16 protein-coding genes and 6 pseudogenes are annotated in these 22510 nt (G+C 60.4%); 9 read left to right on the top strand and 13 right to left on the bottom strand.

The window, feature by feature from the left end:
* The first annotated feature begins 75 nt into the window (after window positions 1-75).
* The 3 pseudogenes from ACYZT0_RS10900 to ACYZT0_RS10890 all read left to right on the top strand — a co-directional run.
* Window positions 76-647: pseudogene (locus tag ACYZT0_RS10900) on the top strand (DUF3455 domain-containing protein).
* Window positions 648-730: 83 nt separating this feature from the next.
* Window positions 731-1291, top strand: a pseudogene (locus ACYZT0_RS10895) (sigma-70 family RNA polymerase sigma factor).
* Window positions 1288-1434, top strand: a pseudogene (locus ACYZT0_RS10890) (RNA polymerase subunit sigma-70); the annotation flags it as partial. The pseudogenes ACYZT0_RS10895 and ACYZT0_RS10890, both read left to right, overlap by 4 nt.
* A gap of 114 nt (window positions 1435-1548) precedes the next feature.
* Here ACYZT0_RS10890 and ACYZT0_RS10885 read toward each other — a convergent pair.
* From ACYZT0_RS10885 to ACYZT0_RS10865, 5 genes and pseudogenes are all read right to left on the bottom strand, one after another.
* Complete coding sequence (locus ACYZT0_RS10885) at window positions 1549-2646, bottom strand: alpha/beta hydrolase (RefSeq protein WP_462045828.1); 1098 nt, start codon at window positions 2644-2646, stop codon at window positions 1549-1551.
* A 138-nt stretch (window positions 2647-2784) separates the two neighbouring features.
* Entirely contained in the window at window positions 2785-3924 is a 1140-nt protein-coding gene (locus tag ACYZT0_RS10880; protein WP_462045827.1) for a glutathione-independent formaldehyde dehydrogenase, read from the bottom strand.
* A 494-nt stretch (window positions 3925-4418) separates the two neighbouring features.
* Window positions 4419-4803: pseudogene (locus ACYZT0_RS10875) on the bottom strand (GMC oxidoreductase); the annotation flags it as partial.
* Window positions 4763-4996: a GNAT family N-acetyltransferase gene (locus tag ACYZT0_RS10870; RefSeq protein WP_462045826.1), complete on the bottom strand. Its 234-nt coding sequence runs from the start codon at window positions 4994-4996 to the stop codon at window positions 4763-4765. The gene ACYZT0_RS10870 and the pseudogene ACYZT0_RS10875, both read right to left, overlap by 41 nt.
* A gap of 64 nt (window positions 4997-5060) precedes the next feature.
* Window positions 5061-5715, bottom strand: a pseudogene (locus ACYZT0_RS10865) (glucose-6-phosphate isomerase); the annotation flags it as partial.
* Window positions 5716-6041: 326 nt separating this feature from the next.
* On the opposite strand from ACYZT0_RS10865, the gene ACYZT0_RS10860 reads away from it, so the two are divergent.
* Genes ACYZT0_RS10860 through ACYZT0_RS10835 form a run of 6 tightly spaced genes read left to right on the top strand, consistent with a single transcriptional unit; the run spans window position 6042 to window position 12513 of the window.
* The gene (locus ACYZT0_RS10860; RefSeq protein ID WP_462045825.1) at window positions 6042-6914 is read left to right on the top strand and encodes a response regulator transcription factor; all 873 of its coding nucleotides are present in this window, start codon (window positions 6042-6044) and stop codon (window positions 6912-6914) included.
* Between the two features lie 46 nt (window positions 6915-6960).
* Window positions 6961-8088 carry an ABC transporter ATP-binding protein gene (locus tag ACYZT0_RS10855; protein WP_462045824.1) on the top strand — a complete coding sequence of 376 codons (1128 nt, stop codon included), beginning with the start codon at window positions 6961-6963 and terminating at the stop codon, window positions 8086-8088.
* 39 nt (window positions 8089-8127) lie between these two features.
* On the top strand, window positions 8128-9270 hold the full coding sequence (locus ACYZT0_RS10850) for an ABC transporter substrate-binding protein (RefSeq protein ID WP_462045823.1): 1143 nt from the start codon (window positions 8128-8130) through the stop codon (window positions 9268-9270).
* Window positions 9271-9301: 31 nt separating this feature from the next.
* Window positions 9302-10219, top strand: a complete 918-nt coding sequence (locus tag ACYZT0_RS10845; RefSeq protein WP_462045822.1) for an ABC transporter permease — start codon at window positions 9302-9304, stop codon at window positions 10217-10219.
* Between the two features lies 1 nt (window position 10220).
* The gene (locus ACYZT0_RS10840) at window positions 10221-11048 is read left to right on the top strand and encodes an ABC transporter permease (protein ID WP_462045821.1); all 828 of its coding nucleotides are present in this window, start codon (window positions 10221-10223) and stop codon (window positions 11046-11048) included.
* Window positions 11041-12513: an aldehyde dehydrogenase family protein gene (locus ACYZT0_RS10835; RefSeq protein ID WP_462045820.1), complete on the top strand. Its 1473-nt coding sequence runs from the start codon at window positions 11041-11043 to the stop codon at window positions 12511-12513. The genes ACYZT0_RS10840 and ACYZT0_RS10835 overlap by 8 nt, the downstream gene beginning before the upstream one ends.
* A gap of 386 nt (window positions 12514-12899) precedes the next feature.
* Here ACYZT0_RS10835 and ACYZT0_RS10830 read toward each other — a convergent pair whose 3' ends face one another.
* The 8 genes and pseudogenes from ACYZT0_RS10830 to ACYZT0_RS10795 form a co-directional block, all read right to left on the bottom strand.
* Window positions 12900-13625 carry an NAD(P)H-dependent oxidoreductase gene (locus tag ACYZT0_RS10830; protein ID WP_462045819.1) on the bottom strand — a complete coding sequence of 242 codons (726 nt, stop codon included), beginning with the start codon at window positions 13623-13625 and terminating at the stop codon, window positions 12900-12902.
* 141 nt (window positions 13626-13766) lie between these two features.
* Window positions 13767-13995 (bottom strand): annotated as a pseudogene (locus ACYZT0_RS10825) (ABC transporter permease subunit); the annotation flags it as partial.
* 51 nt (window positions 13996-14046) lie between these two features.
* Window positions 14047-15462, bottom strand: a complete 1416-nt coding sequence (locus tag ACYZT0_RS10820) for an aldehyde dehydrogenase family protein (protein ID WP_462045818.1) — start codon at window positions 15460-15462, stop codon at window positions 14047-14049.
* Window positions 15455-16645, bottom strand: a complete 1191-nt coding sequence (locus ACYZT0_RS10815; protein WP_462045817.1) for a pyridoxal phosphate-dependent aminotransferase — start codon at window positions 16643-16645, stop codon at window positions 15455-15457. The genes ACYZT0_RS10820 and ACYZT0_RS10815 overlap by 8 nt, the downstream gene beginning before the upstream one ends.
* Before the next feature lie 45 nt (window positions 16646-16690).
* Window positions 16691-18298, bottom strand: a complete 1608-nt coding sequence (locus ACYZT0_RS10810) for a 5-guanidino-2-oxopentanoate decarboxylase (protein ID WP_462045816.1) — start codon at window positions 18296-18298, stop codon at window positions 16691-16693.
* A 10-nt stretch (window positions 18299-18308) separates the two neighbouring features.
* Complete coding sequence (locus tag ACYZT0_RS10805; RefSeq protein ID WP_462045815.1) at window positions 18309-20408, bottom strand: acetate--CoA ligase family protein; 2100 nt, start codon at window positions 20406-20408, stop codon at window positions 18309-18311.
* 18 nt (window positions 20409-20426) lie between these two features.
* Window positions 20427-21587: an acyl-CoA dehydrogenase family protein gene (locus ACYZT0_RS10800; RefSeq protein ID WP_462045814.1), complete on the bottom strand. Its 1161-nt coding sequence runs from the start codon at window positions 21585-21587 to the stop codon at window positions 20427-20429.
* 43 nt (window positions 21588-21630) lie between these two features.
* A complete protein-coding gene (locus ACYZT0_RS10795; protein ID WP_462045813.1) occupies window positions 21631-22422 on the bottom strand; it encodes an enoyl-CoA hydratase/isomerase family protein in 792 nt (263 codons plus the stop codon).
* Window positions 22423-22510: the final 88 nt, after the last annotated feature.

The raw sequence follows: 22510 nt of genomic DNA, 5'->3' as shown, positions 1-22510 counted from the left end.
TTCGCTCTCCAGCGGGTAGTACAGATGAGTAGCCATAGCTGCTGAGCTGCATTGATTACTTTTCTGGAGATTTGCATGAACGCGAAACAGTTCTTGAGCATTGTCAGAAATGCACTCGCCGCCACCTGCGTACTGGTCACAGTACCGGCTGCCTATGCGCAAACCGATTTGCCGGACGGCATCAAGGTCCCGGTGGGTCATAAGGTCGCGCTAGAGACCGTGGGCGTGGGCGTGGGCGAAATCACGTATGAGTGTCGCGAAAAAGCAAACGCCGCCGGCCAGACTGAATGGACATTCATTGGACCCAAGGCGGTGCTTAATGATCGCAGCGGCAAACAGGTCGGCTCCTACTTAGGACCACCTGCCCCTGGCAAGCCAAAGACGGCTCTAAGATCACGGGGACGCAACTGGCGGTCGCACCCACGAGTACCAGCGACCTCCCTTATCAGTTGGTCAAAGCGAACCCTGCGGAATGCAAAGGCGCGATGAGCGGTGTCACCTACATCCAACGGGTAGCCATTAAAGGTGGTGTAGCCCCCATGCACGAATGCACCCCCGCAAACAAAGGCAAAAGGGAGATTGTGAAATATCAGGCAGACTACATTTTTTGGGCGGGCCAATTAAGCCAACGATCCAGAACAGGCTGATAGCGCTTAAAGTCGTCTACGCTGCTCCGATAGCACCCCAGCCCGAGGGCTGGGGAATTAACCACTCGCTGACGGCTGAAACCTTGTCTTTACCTGAGCCCATATTCGATTATGAAGCCTGTCTGGCTGCTTGTGCACGAGGCGAGCATCGGCATTGCGGGATTTATATGAGCAAGAAAGTGCGCGCTTTTTGGGTGTAGCCAAGCGAATTGCTCGCGATAACGCTTTGGCCGAAGACATCGTGCACGATGCCTTTATCAAAATATGGACTCGTGCCACCAAATTCGATCCGGCACGGGGTTCTGCGCGCGGCTGTATCTTCAGCGTGACGCGGCATTTGGCGCTTAACTTCATACGTGATAATGCCAGGGACGTACAGGTCAGCGAGAAAAGCGAAATGGTAGTGCAAGCTTCAGCCTCCCTGGATACATCGTCAGAGACTGTAGACGCCTTTGATTCTCGAATCCGTTCAGGACGTATTTATGTGTGCCTTGAGCAACTGGAGCCGACGCGTCGCAACCGCATCCTTCACGCGTATGTAGATGGCTATTCGTATTCAGAAATCTCGCAGAAGCGCACCGCTGGGGACCGTCAAAGCCTGGATCAAACGCAGTCTCGTTGCATTGCGGGAGTGCATGGGATGACATCACGCCCAGAGGGTGACAATCCCGACTACATAGACGAACTTGCAAGTGAGTATGTGTTAGGTACGTTACCAGCCGAGCAACGCATCGAGATACAAAAGCGTCTCGCGCAAGAGGCCGACTTGCGAGCTGCTGTAGATGCGTAGGAACAGCGACTGCTTGCAGTTGTTCATCTCAATTTTTCCTGCTTTGTTCTAGCGCAAAGTCCCTCGTAGAAGGCGAACTTTGCGCAGATTGGCTTCGCTCTTTTGGGAGCGTCAGTTCTTCAGATCAGCCTTCAAACGTTCGCCGGCATACACCTGGGCTTCTTGAGCCTTTTGCACCACGGCGGCGGTTCCAAAGAACTCGTGGGTGACGCCTGGATAGAGCCTGCGTTCGACGCTTACGCCAGCGCTTCGCAGCGCCTGTTCCAACTGAGCACCGTCATCGCGCAACGGGTCGATCTCGGCGTTGATCAACGTGACCGGAGGCAGGCCTTGCAGCTTGGCGTGCACGAGGTCGATGCGCGGGTCTTTGGTATCCGTTTGGCTAGTAGTAACTTGCGATATGAACCACAGCATTGTCGGACGGTTGAGCGGAATCGCATCTGCGTACTTTAGGTACGACTCGGTGCCTATGTTCGACTGGGCTACGGGATAAACAGACAGCACGTGCTTCGGAGCAGTCAGTCCAGCCTTAAGAGCTGCTACTGCCGTCGCCACGGCAAGGTTGCCGCCAGCGCTCTCACCTGCAAGCGCAAGACGCTTCGGATCACCATTAATCGAAGACGCTTTCGTTGTCAGCCAACGGTAAGCTGCAAGGGCATCGTCATGTGCAGCGGGGAATTTGTTTTCCGGGGCGAGTCGATAGTCCACAGAAACAACGACAGCATTAGCCTGCTTTGCTAGGCCTCGCGCGCCGCCGTCATAGACCTTGCGGTCGGCGAAGACCCAGCCTCCACCGTGAAAATACAAGACCACTGGAAACGGCCCTGCGCCTTCCGGTGTATAAACGGTCGCGGGCATTGAGCCTACGGCACCAGGTACTTGTATCTCACGGGTGGTGACGCCTGGTACAAGTGCTGTGGGCGCACTGTCGCGTTTCTGGTCTGCCAGTACCCCTTTGACGGCGTCGGCCATTGTCGGTTGCTTGCGAGCTTCGGCAGGCGTGATTTTCTCAATTGCTTTGCCATCGAAGCTGGCAAATTTATTCAGAACTTTCTGCATGTCCGAATCAGTGCGCAGCATGCTTTCGGTACCACTGGCAGCAAGCTGAGAAACTGAAGGTTTGTCAGGGTCGCGAGCACACCCGCCTAGCAAAGTGATGACGCCAATGGCGGACAGTGCAATGGCCAGTTTGCGATGGTTCGTAATCATTGTATTTCCCCTCACACCGACAGCCCCACCACTTAGACGCACACAACGCCATAAGTCGGGCTTTTCGGTTGCTTAGCTTTCACGATAGAGAGTGCCGGCGATCTTACTGAGCCTGCAAAAGCATCAATGCTCAGCGACTTAAGCAGCCGGTTTGAGCACAACCTTTGTCCAGCCATTGTCACGCGCATCGAAGTGCTTATAGGCGTCAGGCCCTTCAGCGAGTTTCAGCCGATGAGAAATGATTTGAGCCGGGTTGGCACGACCATGATGAATGAGCTCAGCCAAGCGACGGTTGTATACTTTGACGTTGGCTTGACCTGTTCGGATCTGCTGCCCCTTGAACCAGAAAGCACCGAAGTCGAAGGCCATCTTGCCTTCCTTCGCGAGCTCATTTTTGGCACCTGGGTCTTGCGGAACAAACACGCCGACGACACCGATCCCGCCGGTAGCCTTCGTCGAAGCGACGAGGTTGTTCATGGTGAGGTGATTTGCTTCATGCCCATGACGGTCGCAGCATTGGTAACCCACACACTCGCAACCGCGGTCAGTACCTTTGCCAAGGGTCAGATTGAGAATCTGATCTACGGCTTCCTTCTCAAGCGAATTGATTGGAGTAGCGCCCATCTGAGCAGCCAGCTTCAAACGGTCGGGATGATTGTCGACCACGAACACTTGGGAGGCACCTTTGATCATGGCTGAGTGAGCGGCCATCAGACCGACCGGGCCGGCGCCATAAATAGCGATGCTTTCGCCAGGTAATAGGCCTGCCAACTCAGTGGCGTGCCATCCCGTTGGAAAGATGTCAGACAGCATGACGTAGTCGTCTTCACGCTCTTGCGCATCCTCCGGCAACACCAAACAATTGAAGTCCGCGTAAGGCACGCGGAGCAGCTCAGCCTGCCCTCCTTGATAAGGCCCCATTTCTGCGAATCCATAAGCAGCGCCGGCATTACCTGGGTTGGCAGTCAGACAAAAACCGGTCAGACCTTTCTCACAGTTTTCGCAGAACCCGCAGCCGATGTTGAAAGGCAGGCAAACGCGATCACCGACCTTTACCCGGTCAACACCGGCTCCCACCTCAATTACCTCACCAAGATTCTCGTGTCCAAATACTCGGCCTGTCTCCATCGATGTACGGCCTTCGTACATGTGCAGATCTGAGCCACAGATGTTGGTCGTGGTAATTCGAACCAAAACATCTGTAGGTTTTTCGATTTTGGCGTCCGGAACATTTCGCACGCTCACGTCGCGCGGGCCGTTATAAACGATTGCTTTCATGTTGCTCTCCCATTAGCGAAACGAAGGGAAATTTCGTCTGCTCATCATTTATCTGTCAGGGGAAAATCAGCTGATGTTCAAACAATTCATTCGAGAGGCTGACGAGCGGTAAATCTATTGACTTTGCGTCGAAAAACATGAATTTTTTGCTCTCGCTGGCATCTATTTTCGAGCGCAGACGAGGAACAAAACTGTCCATTTGAAATGAGGGATGGAGTTTGAAGAGAGGTGCCAGTACGAGCTAACCAATTTGTATGCATCATCTAGTTTGCGTCGACTGAACTCTCAATTGTCACGAGGTGAAGAGTTGGCCTATTTGGATTGGGTTCAATGGCCCGCGATGTTCGTCACGGTGCTTGCCGCTTGGCTGATTGGGTCACAGCGTCCAGCTCGGAGAATGACGGGATTCATCATTTCCAAACGAGCGGCCTAAAATCTCTACCCCTATTGTCCTTTGAAGTTGAACGTGGCGACGTCGTACCTGTCCACTATGACTCATCGAAACCACTCACAACGGTGCCTGACGGATGCAGCGCCGCGTGTGCTTCTTCGTGGCAGAACTTTTTCATGGCTTCTCGAGACCTGGCCGCCGCGTCCGGCACATGACGCCTTGCAAGACAGGGTCTGAAAGCGGCCTGGGACATGATCTCCTCACCCTCCAGACAACCATCCACCAGACTTTCAGTGTCATAAGGACCGGAGAAGTAGTTGGGCACTACTCGCGGAGGCGACATCGGGTCTGCTGAATAAAGTTCGACATACCCCCCTGCATCTAGGTCGGACCTGGCCCAGGTTCAAGGTGCAGCCATTGCCCCCGGGAACAGAGTCGACGCCCTCTTCAATGCCCGCGCCAACGACCATGAAATACTGGATATCGGGCAATGACCGCATTCGCGTCAACTAACGCTCGACCAACGCCGTTTGGCCTGTACGACTGGCTGACGTTGATCGTGCAAAGCTCCGCGCAACCTTGCTCGGGTATCCACAAAGAGTAACCGGCGAACTGCCCATCAATTATCGCAATCGCCTGCCGATCGAAGTTTTCTACCCAACAAGTAAGGTGTCGCTGCAACTAAAGGCGCCACGCATCTTCGTGATCGGGCTCCCAGTACCGAATGTAGTCCTGCTCTCCCCCGCGCCTGGCTTTGCGACAGGCAGTTGGCGTACGGCCATTGGTGATGGTCGGCTACCGGGTTGAAACTGACGATCGGCACGATGAAGTCGGCCGGAATCAGTTGGGTGCCCTGGTGCAGCAGCTGGTGGTAGACGTGCTGCCCGTTGCAACTCACGCCGCCTCAGATGACCGGCCCGGTGTCGGTGGTCACCGGGGTACCGCCCTGGCGCACGCTCTTGCCGTTGGATTCCATGTCCAGCTGCTGCAAGTGCTTGGTGATGTTGCGCAGGTAGAGGTCGTACGGCAGGATCGCGTGGCTTTGCGCGCCCCAGAAATTGCCGTACCAGACTCCGAGCAACGCCAGCAATACCGGCATGTTCTGTTCGAATGGCGCGCTCTGGAAATGCTGGTCTATGGTGTAGGCACCGGACAGCATTTCCTTGAAGTTCAACATGCCGATGGCCAGGGCGATCGGCAAACCGATGGCCGACCACAGCGAGTAACGCCCGCCGACCCGTCCCACATCGGGAAGATGTTCTCCTCGCGGATTCCGAAGGCCACGGCGGCGGCATTGTTGTTGCTCGAGACCGCGATGAAGTGGCGATACAGCTCGGCTCCGACAGCTCGTGGAACTCACTACCGTCGATGTTCGCCAGGTAATGGCAGCGCACGCCTTTCTAGTTGCTGCTGAAGCATACGAAGCTCGAAAGCACTGTGCGTTACCTCGGCATCGAGGTGGAGATAGCCGAGCAGACCGAGGCATGAAACACATCCGGCCGGTCGGCGACCATCAAAGCTGTAGTCACTGACCAACCACAAACCAAACACCCCTCCATTCGACTCAATCACTCTGTTACCAGCCCTGTAGCACTCGGTGACACTTGGCTCTATTGCGGTGCGCCTGCAGCATCGACTCTGCGCCGCCCTCCCGGCCACACAAGGCCGGCCCTGCCATGGCGCACTTTGTGCATCTGTTCGCAGCCCTGCCTCGTTTGAAGCCCCCATGCGCCCCAAGGAACTGAAACTCTGGACCACCGGTGTCGCTCAACTGCTCGAACTGTCCGCCGGGCATGCGCGATTGTCGGGCCTAAGCTACTGGCTGCGGCAGGTATGCCCGGTCGATCATTTCGTGCTGTTTGTCTACGAAGGCAAACACCGGCCACTGGCGTTGTTCGACACTTTCCCTGCAGACAAGCGCGCGGTGTATGTAGACGACTACCAATGCGGGCCTTACCTGCTCGACCCGTTCTACTTGGCCTGCACCCGCCGGCAGGCGCCGGGGCTATGGCGCTTGCGACAGTTCGCGCCCGACCACTTCTACCTCGGCGAGTACTACCTGACGTATTACCAGCAAACCGGGCTGGCTGAAGAAGTGGCGTTTTTCGTCGACCTCGGTGGCGGCGCCATGGCGGTGCTGTCGCTGATGCGCTCCACCACCAGTTGCGCCTTCAGCCGTGACGAAATGCAGTTAATCGAGTGCGCCCAAGCCGTGGTCGAACAGGTGATTGGTGAAGCCTGGCGCCTGCGCCAGGCCCTGCAACCGCGCCCGGCGCAGGACCTGGACTTCAAGATCCGCGAAGCCTTCGATCAGTTCGGCGCGCACATCCTCACCAGGCGCGAGCAGGAGATTGTCCAACTGCTGTTGCGCGGCCACTCCAGCGCCTCGGTGGCCGAACAACTGTGCATCAGCCCCGGCACGGTGAAGATCCATCGCAAGAACATCTACGCCAAGCTAGGCATTGGCAGCCAGTCCGAACTGCTCGGACTGTTTATCCGCGACCTCACGCAAGGAGAGCAGCCGCAAGCTGAAAGCTTGAAGCTTGAAGCTGCTCCTATCCCCCAAGGGATATATACACGGCAAAACCCCGATTGCTAGTTTGGCACCCGACGCACTGATTCATCACTGCAAGGGAGCCCGCCTCGTGAACAACAGCGTGAACGACACTTCGCCAAGCGATATCGAATTCTGCAATGTGGTCAAACGCTACGGCGAGGTATCAGCCGTCAATGGCCTGAACTTCGCGGTGCGACGCGGCTCATTTCACTCCTTCCTCGGCGGCTCTGGCTGCGGCAAAACCACCACCCTGCGCATGATCGCCGGCTTTGAACAGCCCACCAACGGTGAAGTGCGCCTGGCCGGCAAGAGCGTTGCCGGAGTGCCGGCATTCGAGCGGCCGGTGAACATGGTGTTCCAGCATTACGCGCTGTTCCCGCACCTGACGGTGGCACAGAACATCGCTTACGGCCTACGCTATCGCACCCCGCGGCCGGATAAAAAAACCCAGCTGCGCATGGCGGACGAAGCCCTGGAAATGGTGCGTCTCAGCGGCTTCGGCCAGCGCAAACCCAGTGAGCTCTCCGGAGGCCAACAGCAGCGAGTGGCCCTGGCCCGAGCGCTGGTCAACAAGCCCACCGTGTTGCTGCTCGATGAGCCGCTGGCAGCCCTCGATCGCAAGCTGCGCAAGGAGATGCAATCCGAACTGCTGCGCCTACAGCGCGAGGTTGGCATCACCTTCGTGCTGGTCACCCACGATCAGGAAGAAGCCTTGTCGATGAGTGACAGCATCAGCGTGATGCACAACGGTTCGATCATCCAGACCGCCACACCGGAACAACTCTATGAAGCGCCGGCCAGCCGTTATGTGGCCGACTTTATCGGCGAATCCAATCTGTTCAATGGCACGGTTCGGCGCCTGCACGGAAGTTCGGTGGTATTGCGCACCGAGCAGGGACTGGAACTGATCAGCCCATTGACGCCCACCGGTAAAGCCCTGAGCGCGAACGCCGACGGTTGCATCGCGGTACGCCCGGAGCTGATCAGCATCACCGACGCCAACGCCGACATGGCCCGCGAGGTGACGCTACAAGGCTGCGTGGAAGACCGCATCTACCTCGGCAGCTCCACGGAATACCGCGTGCGCACTCAAGCATTTGGCGTGGTCTGCGTGCGTGTGCCGCGCCAGCAGGATCACGGCGCCAATGCATTCGAACACGGCGCGGCAGTGAGCGTCGGCTGGGATCACGCCAATGGCCTGGCTATGGCGTTGTAAATCATCGATTCGTTTCATCAACCGAATGTGGAGCGTGCTATGGACCAGAAGACGTTTATCAAAACCCTGCGCAGCTGGCAGAACGGCTCAATCAACCGCCGCGAGTTCCTTGGCCGTACTGGCCTGGGCATTGCCGCGGCGGTGGTCGCAACTTACATGCCCGGCCTGCTGACTTCCACCGCTGAGGCCGCCGAGCAGACCAAGCTGGGCGATCGCTTGTCGCTGGCAACCTGGCCGAATTACCACAGCCAGGAAAACCTCGACAATTTTGCCAAAACCACCGGTGCGCGGATTTCCATGAGCGTGTTTGGTTCCAACGAAGAAATGCTCGCCAAGCTGCAGGCCGGCGGCAGCGGCTGGGACGTGCTGGTGCCGACCAACTACACCATCAGCACCTACGTTGGCCTCGGCCTGATAGAACCGTTGGACCTGTCGCGCATTCCCAACTTCGATGCCTCAGCCTTCCAGCAGAAATTCATGGCCCAAGGCACGGTCGACGGCAAGGTTTACGCGGTGCCGAAAAACTGGGGCACCACCGGGATGCTCTACGACACCGGCAAATTGAAAAACGGCCCGACCAGTTGGAAAGAATTCTGGGCAGCTGCTCAAGGCCCTGCCAGCGGTCGGACGATGGTCCACGACTACCAACTGACTGCCATCGGCAACGCCCTGAAAAGCTTCGGCTACAGCTTCAACTCGCTGGACCCGAAAGAGCTGGCCGATGCCGAAAAATTGCTGATCGAGGTCAAGCCGCACTTATTTGCGATCAACTCCGACATCCAGCCGTCAATGCGCAGCGGCGATGCCTGGCTGGCAATGTCCTGGACCGGCGACGCCTCGCAGCTGCACCGCGACAACGCGCAGATGCAGTTCGAGCTGGGCAAGGAAGGCGGTGAGCTCTGGAGCGACTTCTTCGCCATCCCCAAAAGCTCGGAGCACAAGGATGCCGCTTACGCCTTCATCAATTACTTGCTTGATCCGATGCACAACAAGCTCGAAGTGTTGAGCCACGGCTACCCGAGCGGTGACAAGCGCGTCGACTCCCTGCTGCCGGTTGCCATGCTCGATGATCCGATCATGTACCCGGCCGCTGAAGCGCTCAGCCCATTGGAATTCGGTGCCGCCGCAACCCTGACCAGCCCGGCACGCGCCGAACTGATGGCCCGCTTCAAGTCCGCCTGATCGCCTATCCATGGCCAATGAGGAGTCACCCATGAATGCCGCCGCCCACCCGCAAATGGTGCAGCCGGGCAGTGCCCTGTCAGTCGAGGCTCGACAACGGCGCAGCCTCGGCCGGAGGATCACCCTGCTGATGCTCTTGCCTTCGACCCTGTGGTTCCTGCTGCTGTTATTGATGCCGCTGGTGATCATTCTGGTCTTCAGCTTCGGCGAGCGCAGTACCGTGGGCGGTTACGCCGGTGGCTTCACGCTGGCCAACTACCTGAACCTCGGCTCTCGCGGGGCTGCGTTCAGTAACACGCTGATGTTGGCACCGCTGGGCACGCTGGTGTGCCTGATGGCGGCTTATCCGCTGGCGTACTTTCTGGCGGTCAAGGTCAGCAAAAACCGCTCGCTGCTGCTGACGCTGGTGATTGTGCCGTTCTGGACCAGTTTCCTGATCCGCACTTACGCCTGGATTTTCATCCTCAGCGGCAAGGGCATTCCGGCCTTGCTCGCAAGCCTTGGCCTTGAAGACGTGCGGCTGATCAATACGCCGTGGGCGGTACTGATCGGCATCGTTTACGGCTACCTGCCGCTGATGGTGTTCCCGATCTACGTCAGCCTGGAAAAACTCGACAAGCGTCTGCTCGAAGCCTCGGCCGACCTGGGTGCCAGCGCTTTCGAAAGCTTCCGGCGGATCACCCTGCCACTCTCCGCGCCCGGGATCATCACCGGGGTGATGCTGGTGTTCATCCTGTTGATGGGCGAATTTCTGATCCCGGCCATTCTCGGGGGCGGCAAAGTGTTCTTCGTCGGCAACGCACTGGTCGACCTGTTTCTGCAATCGCGCAACTGGCCCTTCGGCAGTGCGTTAGCGATGACCTTGGTGGCAATGATGCTGCTGATCATCGGCGTGTATTTGAAACTGGTGGCACGCTACGGCGGCCGTCCTGCCGACGGAGGTTTGTGACATGTGGCTGCGCAGTTATTCGACTTCGCTCTATCTGTTTCTCTACACCCCGATCGCATTGATCGTGCTGTTCAGCTTCAACGCCGGGCGCAGTGGCCTGGCATTTGAATGCTGCTCGGTGCAATGGTTTGGTCGTGCGTTCGGCAACCCGTTCATCATGGAAGCGCTCGGCCATAGCGCGTTCATTGCCTTCACATCGGCGGTGATCGCCACGCTGTTCGGCACGCTGGCGGTGTTCGGCTTACAACGCGCCGGCGCCAAAGTGCGTCTGCTGTTCGACGCGCTGACCTATTGCGCAATCATCGTGCCCGGGATCGTCATCGGCATCTCGACGTTGATTGCGTTCATCAGCCTGTTCGACCTGATCAACCCACTGCTGGCGAGCTGGGTGTCGAGCGTTCCCCGGTTGAAGATGGGCTTCTTTACCGTAATCGCCGCGCATTCGTTGTTTACCATGGCGCTGGTCATGGTGATCGTGCGCAGCCGCGTCGACTCGCTGGACAAAGCTTTGCTGGAGGCGTCTGCCGACCTCTACGCACCGCCGATGCAGACCTTCTGGCGAGTCACCCTGCCACAGATCAGCCCGGCGATCATGGCTGGTTTCCTGCTGGCGTTCACCTTCAGCTTCGACGATTTCATCATTGCCTTCTTCGTCGCAGGTTCCGAAACGACGTTGCCAATCTACATCTTTTCCTCTATCCGCCGTGGCGTGACGCCGGAAATCAATGCGGTCTCGACGGTGATCATCTGCGCGTCGCTGGCACTGCTGTTCACTTCCCGCCACCTGCAAAACCGCCGCGCCGGCGTCCAGGAGTCTCACCATGCATGATCAGCTTTACATCAACGGCGAGTGGGTCAGCCCGGACCTGGGCGGCTATCTGGACGTCATCGATCCGGCCACCGAGCAAGTCTTTCATCGAGTCGCGGCCGGGACCGAAGAAGACATTGATCATGCGGTGCGCGCCGCGCGGCGGGCGTTCGATAACGGCTGGGGCCAAACCAGCGGCGCCGAGCGCGCACAGTGGCTGGAGGCACTGGCCGATGAACTGGAGAGTGGCCTGCAGGCGCTGGCCGAACTGGAAGTGCGCGACAACGGAAAACCGTTGCCCGAAGCGCAGTGGGACGTTGGCGACGCGATCGGTTGCTTTCGTTACTACGCCGGATTGGCCCGCGAACTGGATCAGCAGCAGGACCAACCACTGGCGTTGCCGGACGAGCGTTTTCGCTGCCGCATCCGCCATGAACCGATCGGCGTTGCCGGGCAGATCATCCCCTGGAACTACCCGCTGCTGATGGCCGCGTGGAAGGTCGCGCCCGCCTTGGCCGCCGGGGCCACGCTGGTGTTGAAACCGTCCGAACTGACACCACTGACGGCGCTGGAACTGGCCGCGGCTGCCAACCGCGTCGGTCTGCCGGCCGGAGTCCTGAACGTCGTGACCGGTCTTGGAGCCGACGCCGGCGGTCCGCTCACCGAACACCCTGGCGTGGACAAACTGGCCTTCACCGGCAGCGTGCCCACCGGGGCAAAAATCATGTCGGCGGCCGCTCGCGACATCAAGAACATCAGTCTGGAGCTGGGCGGAAAGTCTGCGTTCATTGTGTTCGACGACGCCGATGTCGAGGCGGCGGTGGAGTGGATTCTGTTCGGGATATTCTGGAACCAGGGCCAAGTGTGCAGCGCCACCTCACGCTTGCTGGTGCAGGAAAAAATCGCCTCTCGGTTGCTCGAACGGCTGGTCGAGGAAACCCGCAAGATCACCATTGGCCCAGGCATGGAGCCCGGTGTGTTGCTCGGCCCGCTGGTGAGTCAAAGCCAGTACGACAAGGTGCTCGGTTTCATCGATCAGGGCCTTGCCAGCGGTGCCCGTTTGCTCACCGGAGGTCGGCGCCCGGCGACTCTGGCACAAGGTTATTTCATCGAACCGGCCATCTTCGATGAACCCGGACACAGCAGCATCCTCTGGCGCGAAGAGGTGTTCGGCCCGGTGCTGTGCATCAAGCGATTCAAGACCGAAGAGCAAGCCGTACAAATGGCCAACGCTAGCCGCTTTGGCCTGGCAGCTGCGGTGATGAGCGCTGACTTGCAGCGAACCACGCGCGTCTCCAACCAACTGCGCGCCGGGATTATCTGGGTCAACTGCTCGCAACCGACCTTCATCGAAGCACCGTGGGGCGGCATGAAACACAGCGGAATTGGCCGAGAACTCGGCCAGTGGGGACTGCACAATTACCTAGAGGTCAAGCAGGTGACCGAATACGTCAGTGACCAGCCGTGGGGGTGGTACCTGAAATAAACCTCACCGGCATTCGCTATGCCCTGAAGCGGGCTTGCCCGCGAAAATCGCACTGCGGTCTACCTCACATACCGCATTGGCTTCTTCGTGGGGCCAGCCCGCTCCTACAACATTCGCGCAGCTCCAAAAACCGCAGCGTATCGCAGCCCACACCGATTGCACTGAACGAATCGATGGGTAGTAGGCTGTCGCTTAAGCACCGTAACGCAATAAGGCAACGCTGCAGTCATAGGCCGATATCAAATGCGTCTGCTCCGTTTTTCGATATGTCTCAAGCCATAGTCTTGTCTGACAGGTAGCTGTAGTTCCAGCCAACATTGATTTTGCCTGAGCCAACGCTTTCGCGGGCAAGCCTCGCAAGCCACGCCTCTACAGGGTTTGTGCCGTTAATAGGCATCTACGGCAACTGGCCGGCTCAGCGGATACAACTGCTCATCGAACTGCGACAGCCTCGGAAATTCCAGCGGCTGCTCGTCCGCCAGGTGTTGCAGACGCTGGTCATAGTCAACCAGGAATCGTTGCCGCGCCTCGTCGCTGATGTACGGCACATGCCAGGCGACGAAAGGTTCGAGCACCTCGAACCCAACATAGGCCAGGGTACCGCGCAGGATCGGCCGCAGCATGTCCTGCAACGGGCCATGAATCGCGTCTTCACCGAACATGTGCTCACGGCCGCCCAGAGTCACCGTCACCAACGCCTTCTTGCCGCTCAGGCCGCCCTGATCGTAGAAGCGCTTGCCGCCGTAGCAGACGCCCGACACCAGCACCCGGTCGATCCAGCCCTTGAGCATGGCCGGGGCGGAGAACCAAAAGATCGGGAAGTTGAGAATCAGCAGGTCGGCCCACACCAGTTTGTCCAGTTCCGCCTGGATATCGGCTGCCAACGACTGGCTTTTCACCCCCAGGCGTTGCTCCAGCGCATAGACCAGGTACTCGGAATTCTCCCGCGAGGAAAAGTCATCGGCGCTGGCCACTGGGTTCCAGCTCATTTTGTACAGGTCACTGACCTGCACCTCATGGCCCTGGGCTTCAAGGGTGGCCACCGCCTGGTCACGCAGGGCAGCGGTGAAGGATTTAGGCTCGGGATGTGCGTGGACGATCAGTACTTTCATGGTGATTCCTTAGACTTTTTCCAGCGTAGGGTTTGAATTCGGGGCGGCGCGGCTGGCCAGCAAGCGTTCGAGCCAGTCGGGGTCGATTTGCGGTGCCGAGGAAAACAACAGTCCCGTGTAGTCCTGGTTCGGAGCTCATGTTCAGCACTCCTTGAGGCCGCTGGATTTGTGCAGCATCCAGTCGACGACGAAATTGGCTGATATCGCCAAAGGTGATCAGTACGGCGTTATCGCGCACCATGCTGCCCCAATCGGCGGTGGGCGGTTGAATGCCCAGGCCGAGAAATGACAGCGCGCTGATAAACAGGAACACAAAGCAGAAGCGCAGGTTGAGTTCTGCAATCAACGGCGCTGCCGCGTTCGGCAGCACACCCGTTCAACCACGCAAGGCCCGGTGCGAAAAACGTTTGAATCCCAACGGTCACACCTGGATCGCCTTCACTTCGATGAATTCGTTGAGCCCCTCTTCCCCCCATTCACGTCCATTGCCGGATTGTTTGTAGCCCCCGAACGGCGCCTGATAGTTGAACGCCGCACCATTGAGAAAACACTGGCCCGCGCGCAATTGCCGCCCCAGTTGCAAGGCACGCTCGGTGCTGCCGGCCCAGACGCCGCTGGACAGGCCGAACGGCGAGTCGTTGGCGATCTGGATCGCCTGCGCCTCATCGGCATAGGGGATCAGGCACAGCACCGGGCCGAAGATCTCTTCCTGGGCGATGCGCATGCTGTTATTGACGTCAGCGAACAGCGTCGGGCTGACGTAGTAACCACGCTCCAAGCCCGGCGTCGAATCGCCCCCGCACAACAGACGCGCGCCTTCCTCCTGACCGACCTTGATGTAATCGAGCACGGTGCGCCGTTGCCCCGCCGAACACATCGGGCCAAGGAAGCTCTGCGGATCGAGCGGATCGCCCATGCGCAGGCTCAGGGTTTCCTCCAACGCAATTTCAACCGCTTCGGCATAACGGCTGGCGGGCAGCAGCATGCGGGTCAACGCGGTGCAGGTTTGCCCTGAGTTGATCATCACGTCCTGCACGCCGTAGCGCACCGCGGCGTCCAGATCGGCATCCTTGGCGATCAGCAGCGCCGACTTGCCACCGAGTTCCAGGCACACCCGCTTCACCGAAGGCGCCGCCGCTTGGGCGACCCGCACGCCGGCGCCGGTGGAACCGGTAAAAGACACCATGTCCACGTCCGGGTGTTTCGCCAGGGCTTCACCGACCTTCGAACCCGGCCCGCTGACCAGGTTGAACACTCCGGCCGGCAGGCCAATGTCTTCGATCATCTGCGCCAGCAAAAAGGCGTGCAGCGGGGTTTCCTGACTGGGCTTGACCACGACTGTGCAACCGGCGGCCAGCGCCGGGGCAAGTTTGCCGATCAACTGGTGCAGCGGGTAGTTCCACGGGTTGATGAACGCACAGACACCCACCGCCTCACGGATCACCAGCGAGTTGCCGACTTCACGCACTTCATCCATCAAACCGGCGAGTTCGACGTATTGCTGCAAGCCAATGATCGGCCCGTCCACTTGCACCGAGCGGCACCACTGAACCGGCATGCCCAGCTCGGTGGTGATCACCGACGCCATTTCATCGGCGCGAGCCCGCAGTTGCTCGGCCAGTGCACCGATGTACCCGGCACGAACGCTGGATGGCGTGCGCGACCATGGCTCAAAAGCCTTGCGCGCCGCCGCCACGGCATTGTCGACATCGCGTTCATCGCCCAACGGCACGCTGCCGGCGACCTCCTCGGTGGCCGGGTTGATCACCTCGGCGACACCTTGCCCGGACGGGGTTTGCCAACGTCCATCAATAAACAGTGCCTTGTGATTAAGCATGTACTTGAGCCTCCATCAATTCCTCGGCACAACGGGCGATGCGCTGGCAGGCATCACGCAATTGCGTGGCGCCCACTACCAGCCCCAAACGAATATGACCGGCAGCGCTCGGACCGAAGGCTTCTCCGGCCAGTACCGAGACGCCATGACGATCGAGCAAGCGATCAGCGAACGCCTGGGCGCTGAGCCCGGTTTCGCGGATATCGACCATCACGAACATGCCGCCATCGGGCTTCAGCGGGCGAACGCCGGGGCAGTTCGCAAGGCTTTCGCAAACCAGATCCCGGCGCTGGCGATAGGCTTCGCGCATGGCCTCCAGTTCTGGCAGCTGGCTTTCCAGCGCCACCACGGCGGCATCTTGGATAAAGTCCGGCGAGCCGTAGAGCATGCACAGCGCGAGGTTTTCCAGGTGCGCGGACAAGGATGGCGGCGCCACCACCCAACCGACGCGCCAACCTGTCATGGCGTGGGATTTCGACAGGCTGTTGAGCGTCGCTGTGCGTTCGGCCATGCCCGGCAAACTCGCCGGGCTGACGTGTTCGCCTTCAAACAGCAGCTCGCTGTAAACCTCGTCGGAAATCAGCCACAGGTCGTGGGCGATACACAGCTCGGCCAACGCTTCCCAGGTACTGCGCGGCAGGCTCGCACCCGACGGGTTGTGCGGGCTGTTCAGCGCCAGCGCACGGGTGCGCGGGGTGATGCGCGCGGCAACGTCTTCGGGCAGAACGCGGAAACCGTTTTCCGAACGCACCGGCACTGGCACCACCACCGCGCCGCACGCACCGAACACCGCTTCGTAGGTGACGTACATCGGCTCGGCGACGATCACCTCATCGCCCGGATTGAGCACGCACTGGGCCACGCTGAACAGTGCGCACTGCGCCCCGGCCAGTACCGTGACCTGCTCCGCCGATACCTGCTGGCCGCTGCGTTGCCGGTGGCGCCGGGCGATGGCTTCACGCAAGGCACGCTTGCCGCGCACCTCGGCGTAATGGGTGTTGCCGGACAACAGGCTATCGATGGCCCCTTGCACGATGGGCATCGGCGTGTCGAAATCCGGGTCGCCCACCGACAACAGCAGGATGTCTTCGCCCTGCTCCAGCAAAGCCAGTGCGCGATAGTGAATCTCCCAGGCGGCGGCGCCGTCACCGGCGATACGTTTGGTCAGATCGGAAAAACGCATGGTCTAATCCCCGTAAAAAGAAGCCCCGTAAAAACAGGTTGAACGTCAGCGAACACAAGCATGCTTGAGCTCGATCAGGGTCACGCCGTTGCGACTGAAGCCGTGGCGCAAGTCGGTTTGCAGTTCCGCGAGGTTCTGCGGCTGGCTGACGGTGCAACCGAAGGCGCGGCCCAGGGCGGCGAAATCCGGGTTGCGCGGCAGCACGCCGATGGGCTCGATGTCCAGGCCGAGCATGTCGTCGCGAATCTGCCCCAGAGCATCGTTGTTCCACAGCAACACCACCAGCGGGCTGTCCAGTTCCTCCACCGCCGTCGCCAGTTCCTGCACGGTGTAGAGAAAACCACCGTCGCCGACCAGAACCAGGCCCGGCCGTTGCGGTGCGCCGAACTTGGCGCCGATCCCGGCCGGCAAGCCGTAGCCCAAGGTGCCGTAGCCCGTCGGGTGCAACCAGCTGCGAGGCGCCAGGCTGTCGAAGGCGTAGTTGCCGGTGTAGGCCAGTTGGGTCATGTCGGTGCTGATGAAAGCGTCGGCCGGCAACTCGGCGGCAACGCGCTGCAGAATCGCCTGATGGATCGACTGCAACGGACCGTGGCCGGTTTTCACGGCCTCACGCAGCGCCGCGACCGAGGCGATCGCCGCGCTGGCATCACGCACGTCGGGCGATAGACGCTCGAGCAGCGCGGTTAGGGTCTGTTGCGCGTCGCCGTTTAGCGCCACCGTGCAGGGATAGAAGTCATTGAACTTGCGCGGATCGATGTCCACTCGCAGCAGCTCGGCGTTGAGTGGCAGGCGCTCACGCCAGAAATCGGTGTCGGCCATCTCCGTACCGACCGCCAGCACCACGTCGGCCTCAGCGATCAAATTCCAGCCCGGCTCCACGCACAGCGATGAACCGGCATTGAGCAATGCGTCCGGTGGCAGCAGGCCTTTACCGGCGACGCTGGTGAACAGCGGCGCGGCCAGTCGGGTGCTGAGTTCCTGCAACTGTTGCGCGGCATTCAACGCGCCGCCGCCAGCGATAATCATGGGTCGTTGCGCGCCGTGCAGTCGGGCCACGGCTTCGTCCAGAACAGTGGCAGCCGGCGTACCGCGACCTGGACGACGCACGACTTCGTTGCTCCAGTCGCGAGCGACGGTTGCCGACAGAACGTCCAGCGGCACCGAAATGTGCACCGGGCGCGGGCGCTCGCTATCGAACACCGCATAGGCGCGGGCGATCAGTTCCGGCAGGTCTTCGGCGGTCAGCGCCACCGCCGAAAACGCGGTGATCGGCGCGGTCATGGCGCGCTGATCCTGGGTTTCGTGCAGGCAACCCCAGCCCTTGCCGAGGCTGGCGCTATGGTTGACGCTGGAAATCACCAGCATCGGAATCGAGTCGGCATAGGCCTGACCGATGCCGGTGGCGGCGTTGGTAACGCCAGGGCCGGTGATGATGAAGCACACGCCGGGTTTGCCGCTGACCCGCGCATAGCCGTCGGCCATAAAACTGGCGCCCTGTTCGTGGCGGGTCAGCACGTGGCGGATGCCACTGCCGGGCAAACCGCGATACAGCTCCAGGGTGTGTACGCCGGGAATGCCGAATACGGTGTCGACGCCGTAGTTGGCCAGCAGACGCACCAGCGCCTGGCCCCCGGTCAAAAGTGTGGTTTGCATGTCCAGCTCCTCACGCATGGCCGAGGCGAATCAACGCATCGACCGCAGTCGTGCCATCGGCACCGACCAACAATGGGTTCACATCGAGTTCCAGCAACTGCGCGGCGTTTTCACAGGCGTAATCGGCCACGGCGCGGATCGCCGCGACCAAGGCGTCCAGGTCCGCCGCGTCACGACCACGAAAGCCTTGCAGCAGTGCGGCGCTGCGCAGGCTCAGCAGAGCCTGGCGAATCGCGCCGTCGGTGGTCGGCAGCAGCAGGCTGCGACTGTCCTTGAGCAACTCCACCAGAATCCCGCCAGCACCCATCACTAATGCCAGGCCGAAATCGTTTTCGCGTTTGATGCCGACAATCAGTTCGGCCAGCGGTGGCTTGGCCATGGGTTCCAGCAACAGCTGATCGAAAGGCACGCCCGGCGCGTATGCGGCAATGCTGACGCGCATTTTTTCCAGCGCAGCGGTCAATGCCGCGCCGTCCCTAATATTCAACGCGACGGCACCGGCTTCAGTTTTGTGCGGCAGTTGCGCGCTAACAGCTTTGAGCACCAGCGGGTAACCCAGCATTTCTGCATCCTTCAGCGCCTTTTCCCGGGTACTCAGTACGCCATTGGGAGTCGGCAGGCCAAACGCACGCAAGGCCTGTTTCGAATCCCACTCATTGAGCAAGCGCCCTTCGCCTTCCAACGCTTGCGGGCAGAGCGGCGCCAGCGCCGATTCACCGAGGGCCAGCAAGGCCTGCCGGTTGCGCTGGTAACCGGCGATGCGGCCCCAGGCTGCCAAACCGTCTTCCACTCCTTGCAGCGCCGCGACGCCTTGAGCATGCAAATGCTCACGGGCATGGGCCGGCAGTAGCTCCGGGAAGGCCGAGGTGACGAAACCGGTCTTGCCGTGACGCACCAGCGCTTTGCAGTACAGCTCCAGCAGCAGGTCGCATTCCTTGCGCTCGCCGGTAAACTCCGCGGGATAGTCGAGCACCAGCATCGCTGCATCGGCCTGTGTGCGCAGGGCGCTGTCGAGCATGGCATTCAAGGCCTCGCCGTCGCCCCAGATCGCCGTGGTGAAGTCCAGCGGGTTGACCAGGTTGGCGTAGGTCGGCAGTACCTGTGCCAGTTCACTGGTTTGGCCAGCGTCGAGCTTCGGCAAACTAAGGTCGTTGCGCTCGGCATAATCAGCGATCAGCCCGGCGTCGCCACCCGAGCAGGCCAGCGCGATCAGGCTGTTATCCGCTGGCAGGTTGCCGCACGCCGCGGCTTTCAGCGTTTCGACAAAACTCACCGGGCCACTGACGCGGATTACCCCGAGGCGCGCAAACAAGGCGTCATACAGCGCATCGGAACCGGACAGTGAACTGGTGTGACTCAAGGCCAGTTCGGCGCCGATCTGCGACACGCCGGTTTTCAGGGCAATGATTGGAATGCCCTTCTCCAGTGCCTTGTGCGCGGCGCGGGCGAAACCCGGTACGTTTTTCAGGCCTTCCAGATGCAGGCCGATGGCGGTGACCCGTGGCTCATCGAGCAACACGTCCATCAATTCGGCCACACCCAATTGCGCCTGATTGCCGACCGAGGCCATGTAGGCCACCGGCAGCGAGCGGTCGCTCATGGACAGGTTATAGGCGAAGTTGCCGCTCTGGGTCAGCACCGCTACCCCCTTCTCCACCGTTTTGCCACCATGGGCCACCGGCCACAGCGCGGAGCTGTGCAGGTAGTCGAGCAGGCCGTAGCAGTTGGGGCCGAGCAAGGCCATATTGCCGGCGGCTTCGAGCAGTTGCTGTTGCAGGGCCTGGCCTTCGGCGCCGGTTTCGGCAAAACCGGAGGCGTAGCAGATCGCGCCGCCGGTACCGATGGCGGCCAGTTCGGCGACGCAGGTCAGGGTCAAGTCGCGGTTGGTCGCGATGAACACCGCGTCCGGGCCGCACGGCAGTTCGGCAATGCTGCGCACACAGGGCACGCCTTCGAGGCTGTCGTGCTGCGGATTGACCAGCCACATATGCCCAACGTAACCGCCGTCGGCACAGCGCTTGAGCGCACGGGCCATGCTGCGGCCACCGACAAACGCCACGTGTTGTGGCGCGAGCATGCGTTTGAGGTTGTCACGAATCGTTGGCGACATTTAAATTCTCCGGGCCAATCAGCGCAGCAGCGGCCGCAGCAGTTCGCGGGAAATAATGTGGCGCTGAATTTCCGAGGTGCCTTCCCAGATCCGCTCGATACGCGCGTTACGCCAGATGCGTTCCACCGGCCCTTCATCCATCAGGCCCATGCCGCCAAAAATCTGCACCGCCTCGTCGGCTGCGCGACCCAGCACTTCGCTGGCGAACAGCTTGGCCATGCCGGCCTCGCCGTCGGTCATGGTGCCCTGGTCCATTTTCCATGCGGTGTGCAGGGTCAGCAGTTCCGCTGCGCGGATTTGCGTGGCCATGTCCGCCAATTTGAAAGAGACGCCCTGATAGCTGCCGATCGGCTGGCCAAATTGCTTGCGATCGGCCGCCCATTGCAGCGACACGTCCAGCGCCCGTTGCGCCTGACCGACGCAGTTGGCCGCGACCATCACCCGGCCAGCGGTTAGCCAGGCGTTGGCCACGTCCCAACCCTTTCCGACTTCGCCCAGCACCTTGGAGGCCGGCACACGGCAGTCGTCGAAGAACATTTCGAAGGTGTGGTAACCACGGTTGCTCACGCATTTCGGGCCACGGCGAATGGTCATGCCAGAGGTGTTGCGGTCCACCAGGAACGAAGTCACGGCGTTGCGCTTGCGGCCGTTGTGCTCGTAGGTGTCGGTCACCGCGAAAACGATGGCGAAATCGGCGTGGCCGGCGTGGCTGATGAAGTGCTTGCTGCCATTAAGGACGAAGTCGTCACCGTCACGCACGGCGCGGGTCTGGATCGCATTGGCATCGGAACCGGCGCCCGGTTCGGTCAACGCGAAGCAGTCGATCTTCTCGCCCTGGATGCACGGCAACAGGTAGTCGTCGATCTGGTCGCCGGTGCAGGCCATGAGGATTTTCGATGGCCGCGCAACGAAGACGTGCAGCGCCCAGGACACCTTGGAAAGCTCACGCTCGATCAGCGCCTGGGACAGGTAATCCAGACCGCCACCGCCGACCTCTTCCGGCATGTTGAAGGCGTAGAAACCGGCGGCGATCGCCTTGCCGCGAATCTGCGCCGCCAGCTCCGGGGAGACTTCATCGGCGCGATCGACTTCATCTTCATAGGGCAGCAGTTCCTTGGCGACAAAACTGCGTACTGCGTCCACCAACATTTCTTGTTCTTGGGTCAGTTGGAAATTCATGGTGCTACCTGTTGTTCGTGTGCTGATAGAGGTGTACCGAGGCTCAACGACCGATAAAGCGTGCCGGGCGTTTTTCCATGGCCGCGCGCAGGGCTTCGTTGCCGTCTTCGCTGCGACCGCACAACAGGCCGGCGGCCAGTTCCGCTTGCAGTTGCTCGGGCAAGCTACGGTCGGCACCTTCGCGCATGAGTTTTTTGGTCTGGGCGAAGGCAAAGGTCGGCCCGGCGGCCAGGCGTGCGGCGAGTTCGCTGGCGGCGGTCTGCAGTTGATCGTCGGCGCAGACATCGCTGACCAGGCCGGCGTCGAGGGCACGGTCAGCGCCCCACAACTCGTCGAGGAACAGCAGGCGCTTGGCCTGCTCGGCGCCGATCAGCCGCGGCAGGTGCCAACTGGCGCCGGCGTCCGGCGAGTAGGCCATGCTGGTGTAGCCGGCCTTGAAACGCGCCGATTGCCCGGCGATGCGCAGGTCGCAGCACAGGGTCAGGTCCATCCCCGCGCCGACGGCCGTGCCGTTGATGGCGGCGATTGTCGGTTTTTCCAGGCTGTACAGGCGGGTCATCAAGGCATGGGCGGTTTCGGTCCAGCCGTAGCTTTCCAATGCGCCACGGGCTTCGGCGGCGGCCCATTCGTCGAGGTCGGCACCCGCGCAGAAACTGCGACCGCTGCCGGTCAGCACCACCACGCGTACCGCAGGGTCGGCGTTGAAATCGTCGAGCAAGTTGTGCAGGTTCTTCAAAGTCGGAATGTCCAGCGCGTTGCGCTGAGCAGTGCGATTTAGGGTGATCCAGGCAACGCCTGCCTCGACCTGACTGAGCAGTGAATCGTGAGTAGTCATGCGAGTCCTCGAATTATCGTGTTTGATCTGAGGTGATGCGAATTGAGGCCATACTAAACGAGTGTTCAGTAAGACGGCAATTGGTGAT

Source organism: Pseudomonas sp. ZS1P83 (assembly GCF_054897825.1).
This window is presented reverse-complemented; position numbering and strand designations above follow the sequence as displayed.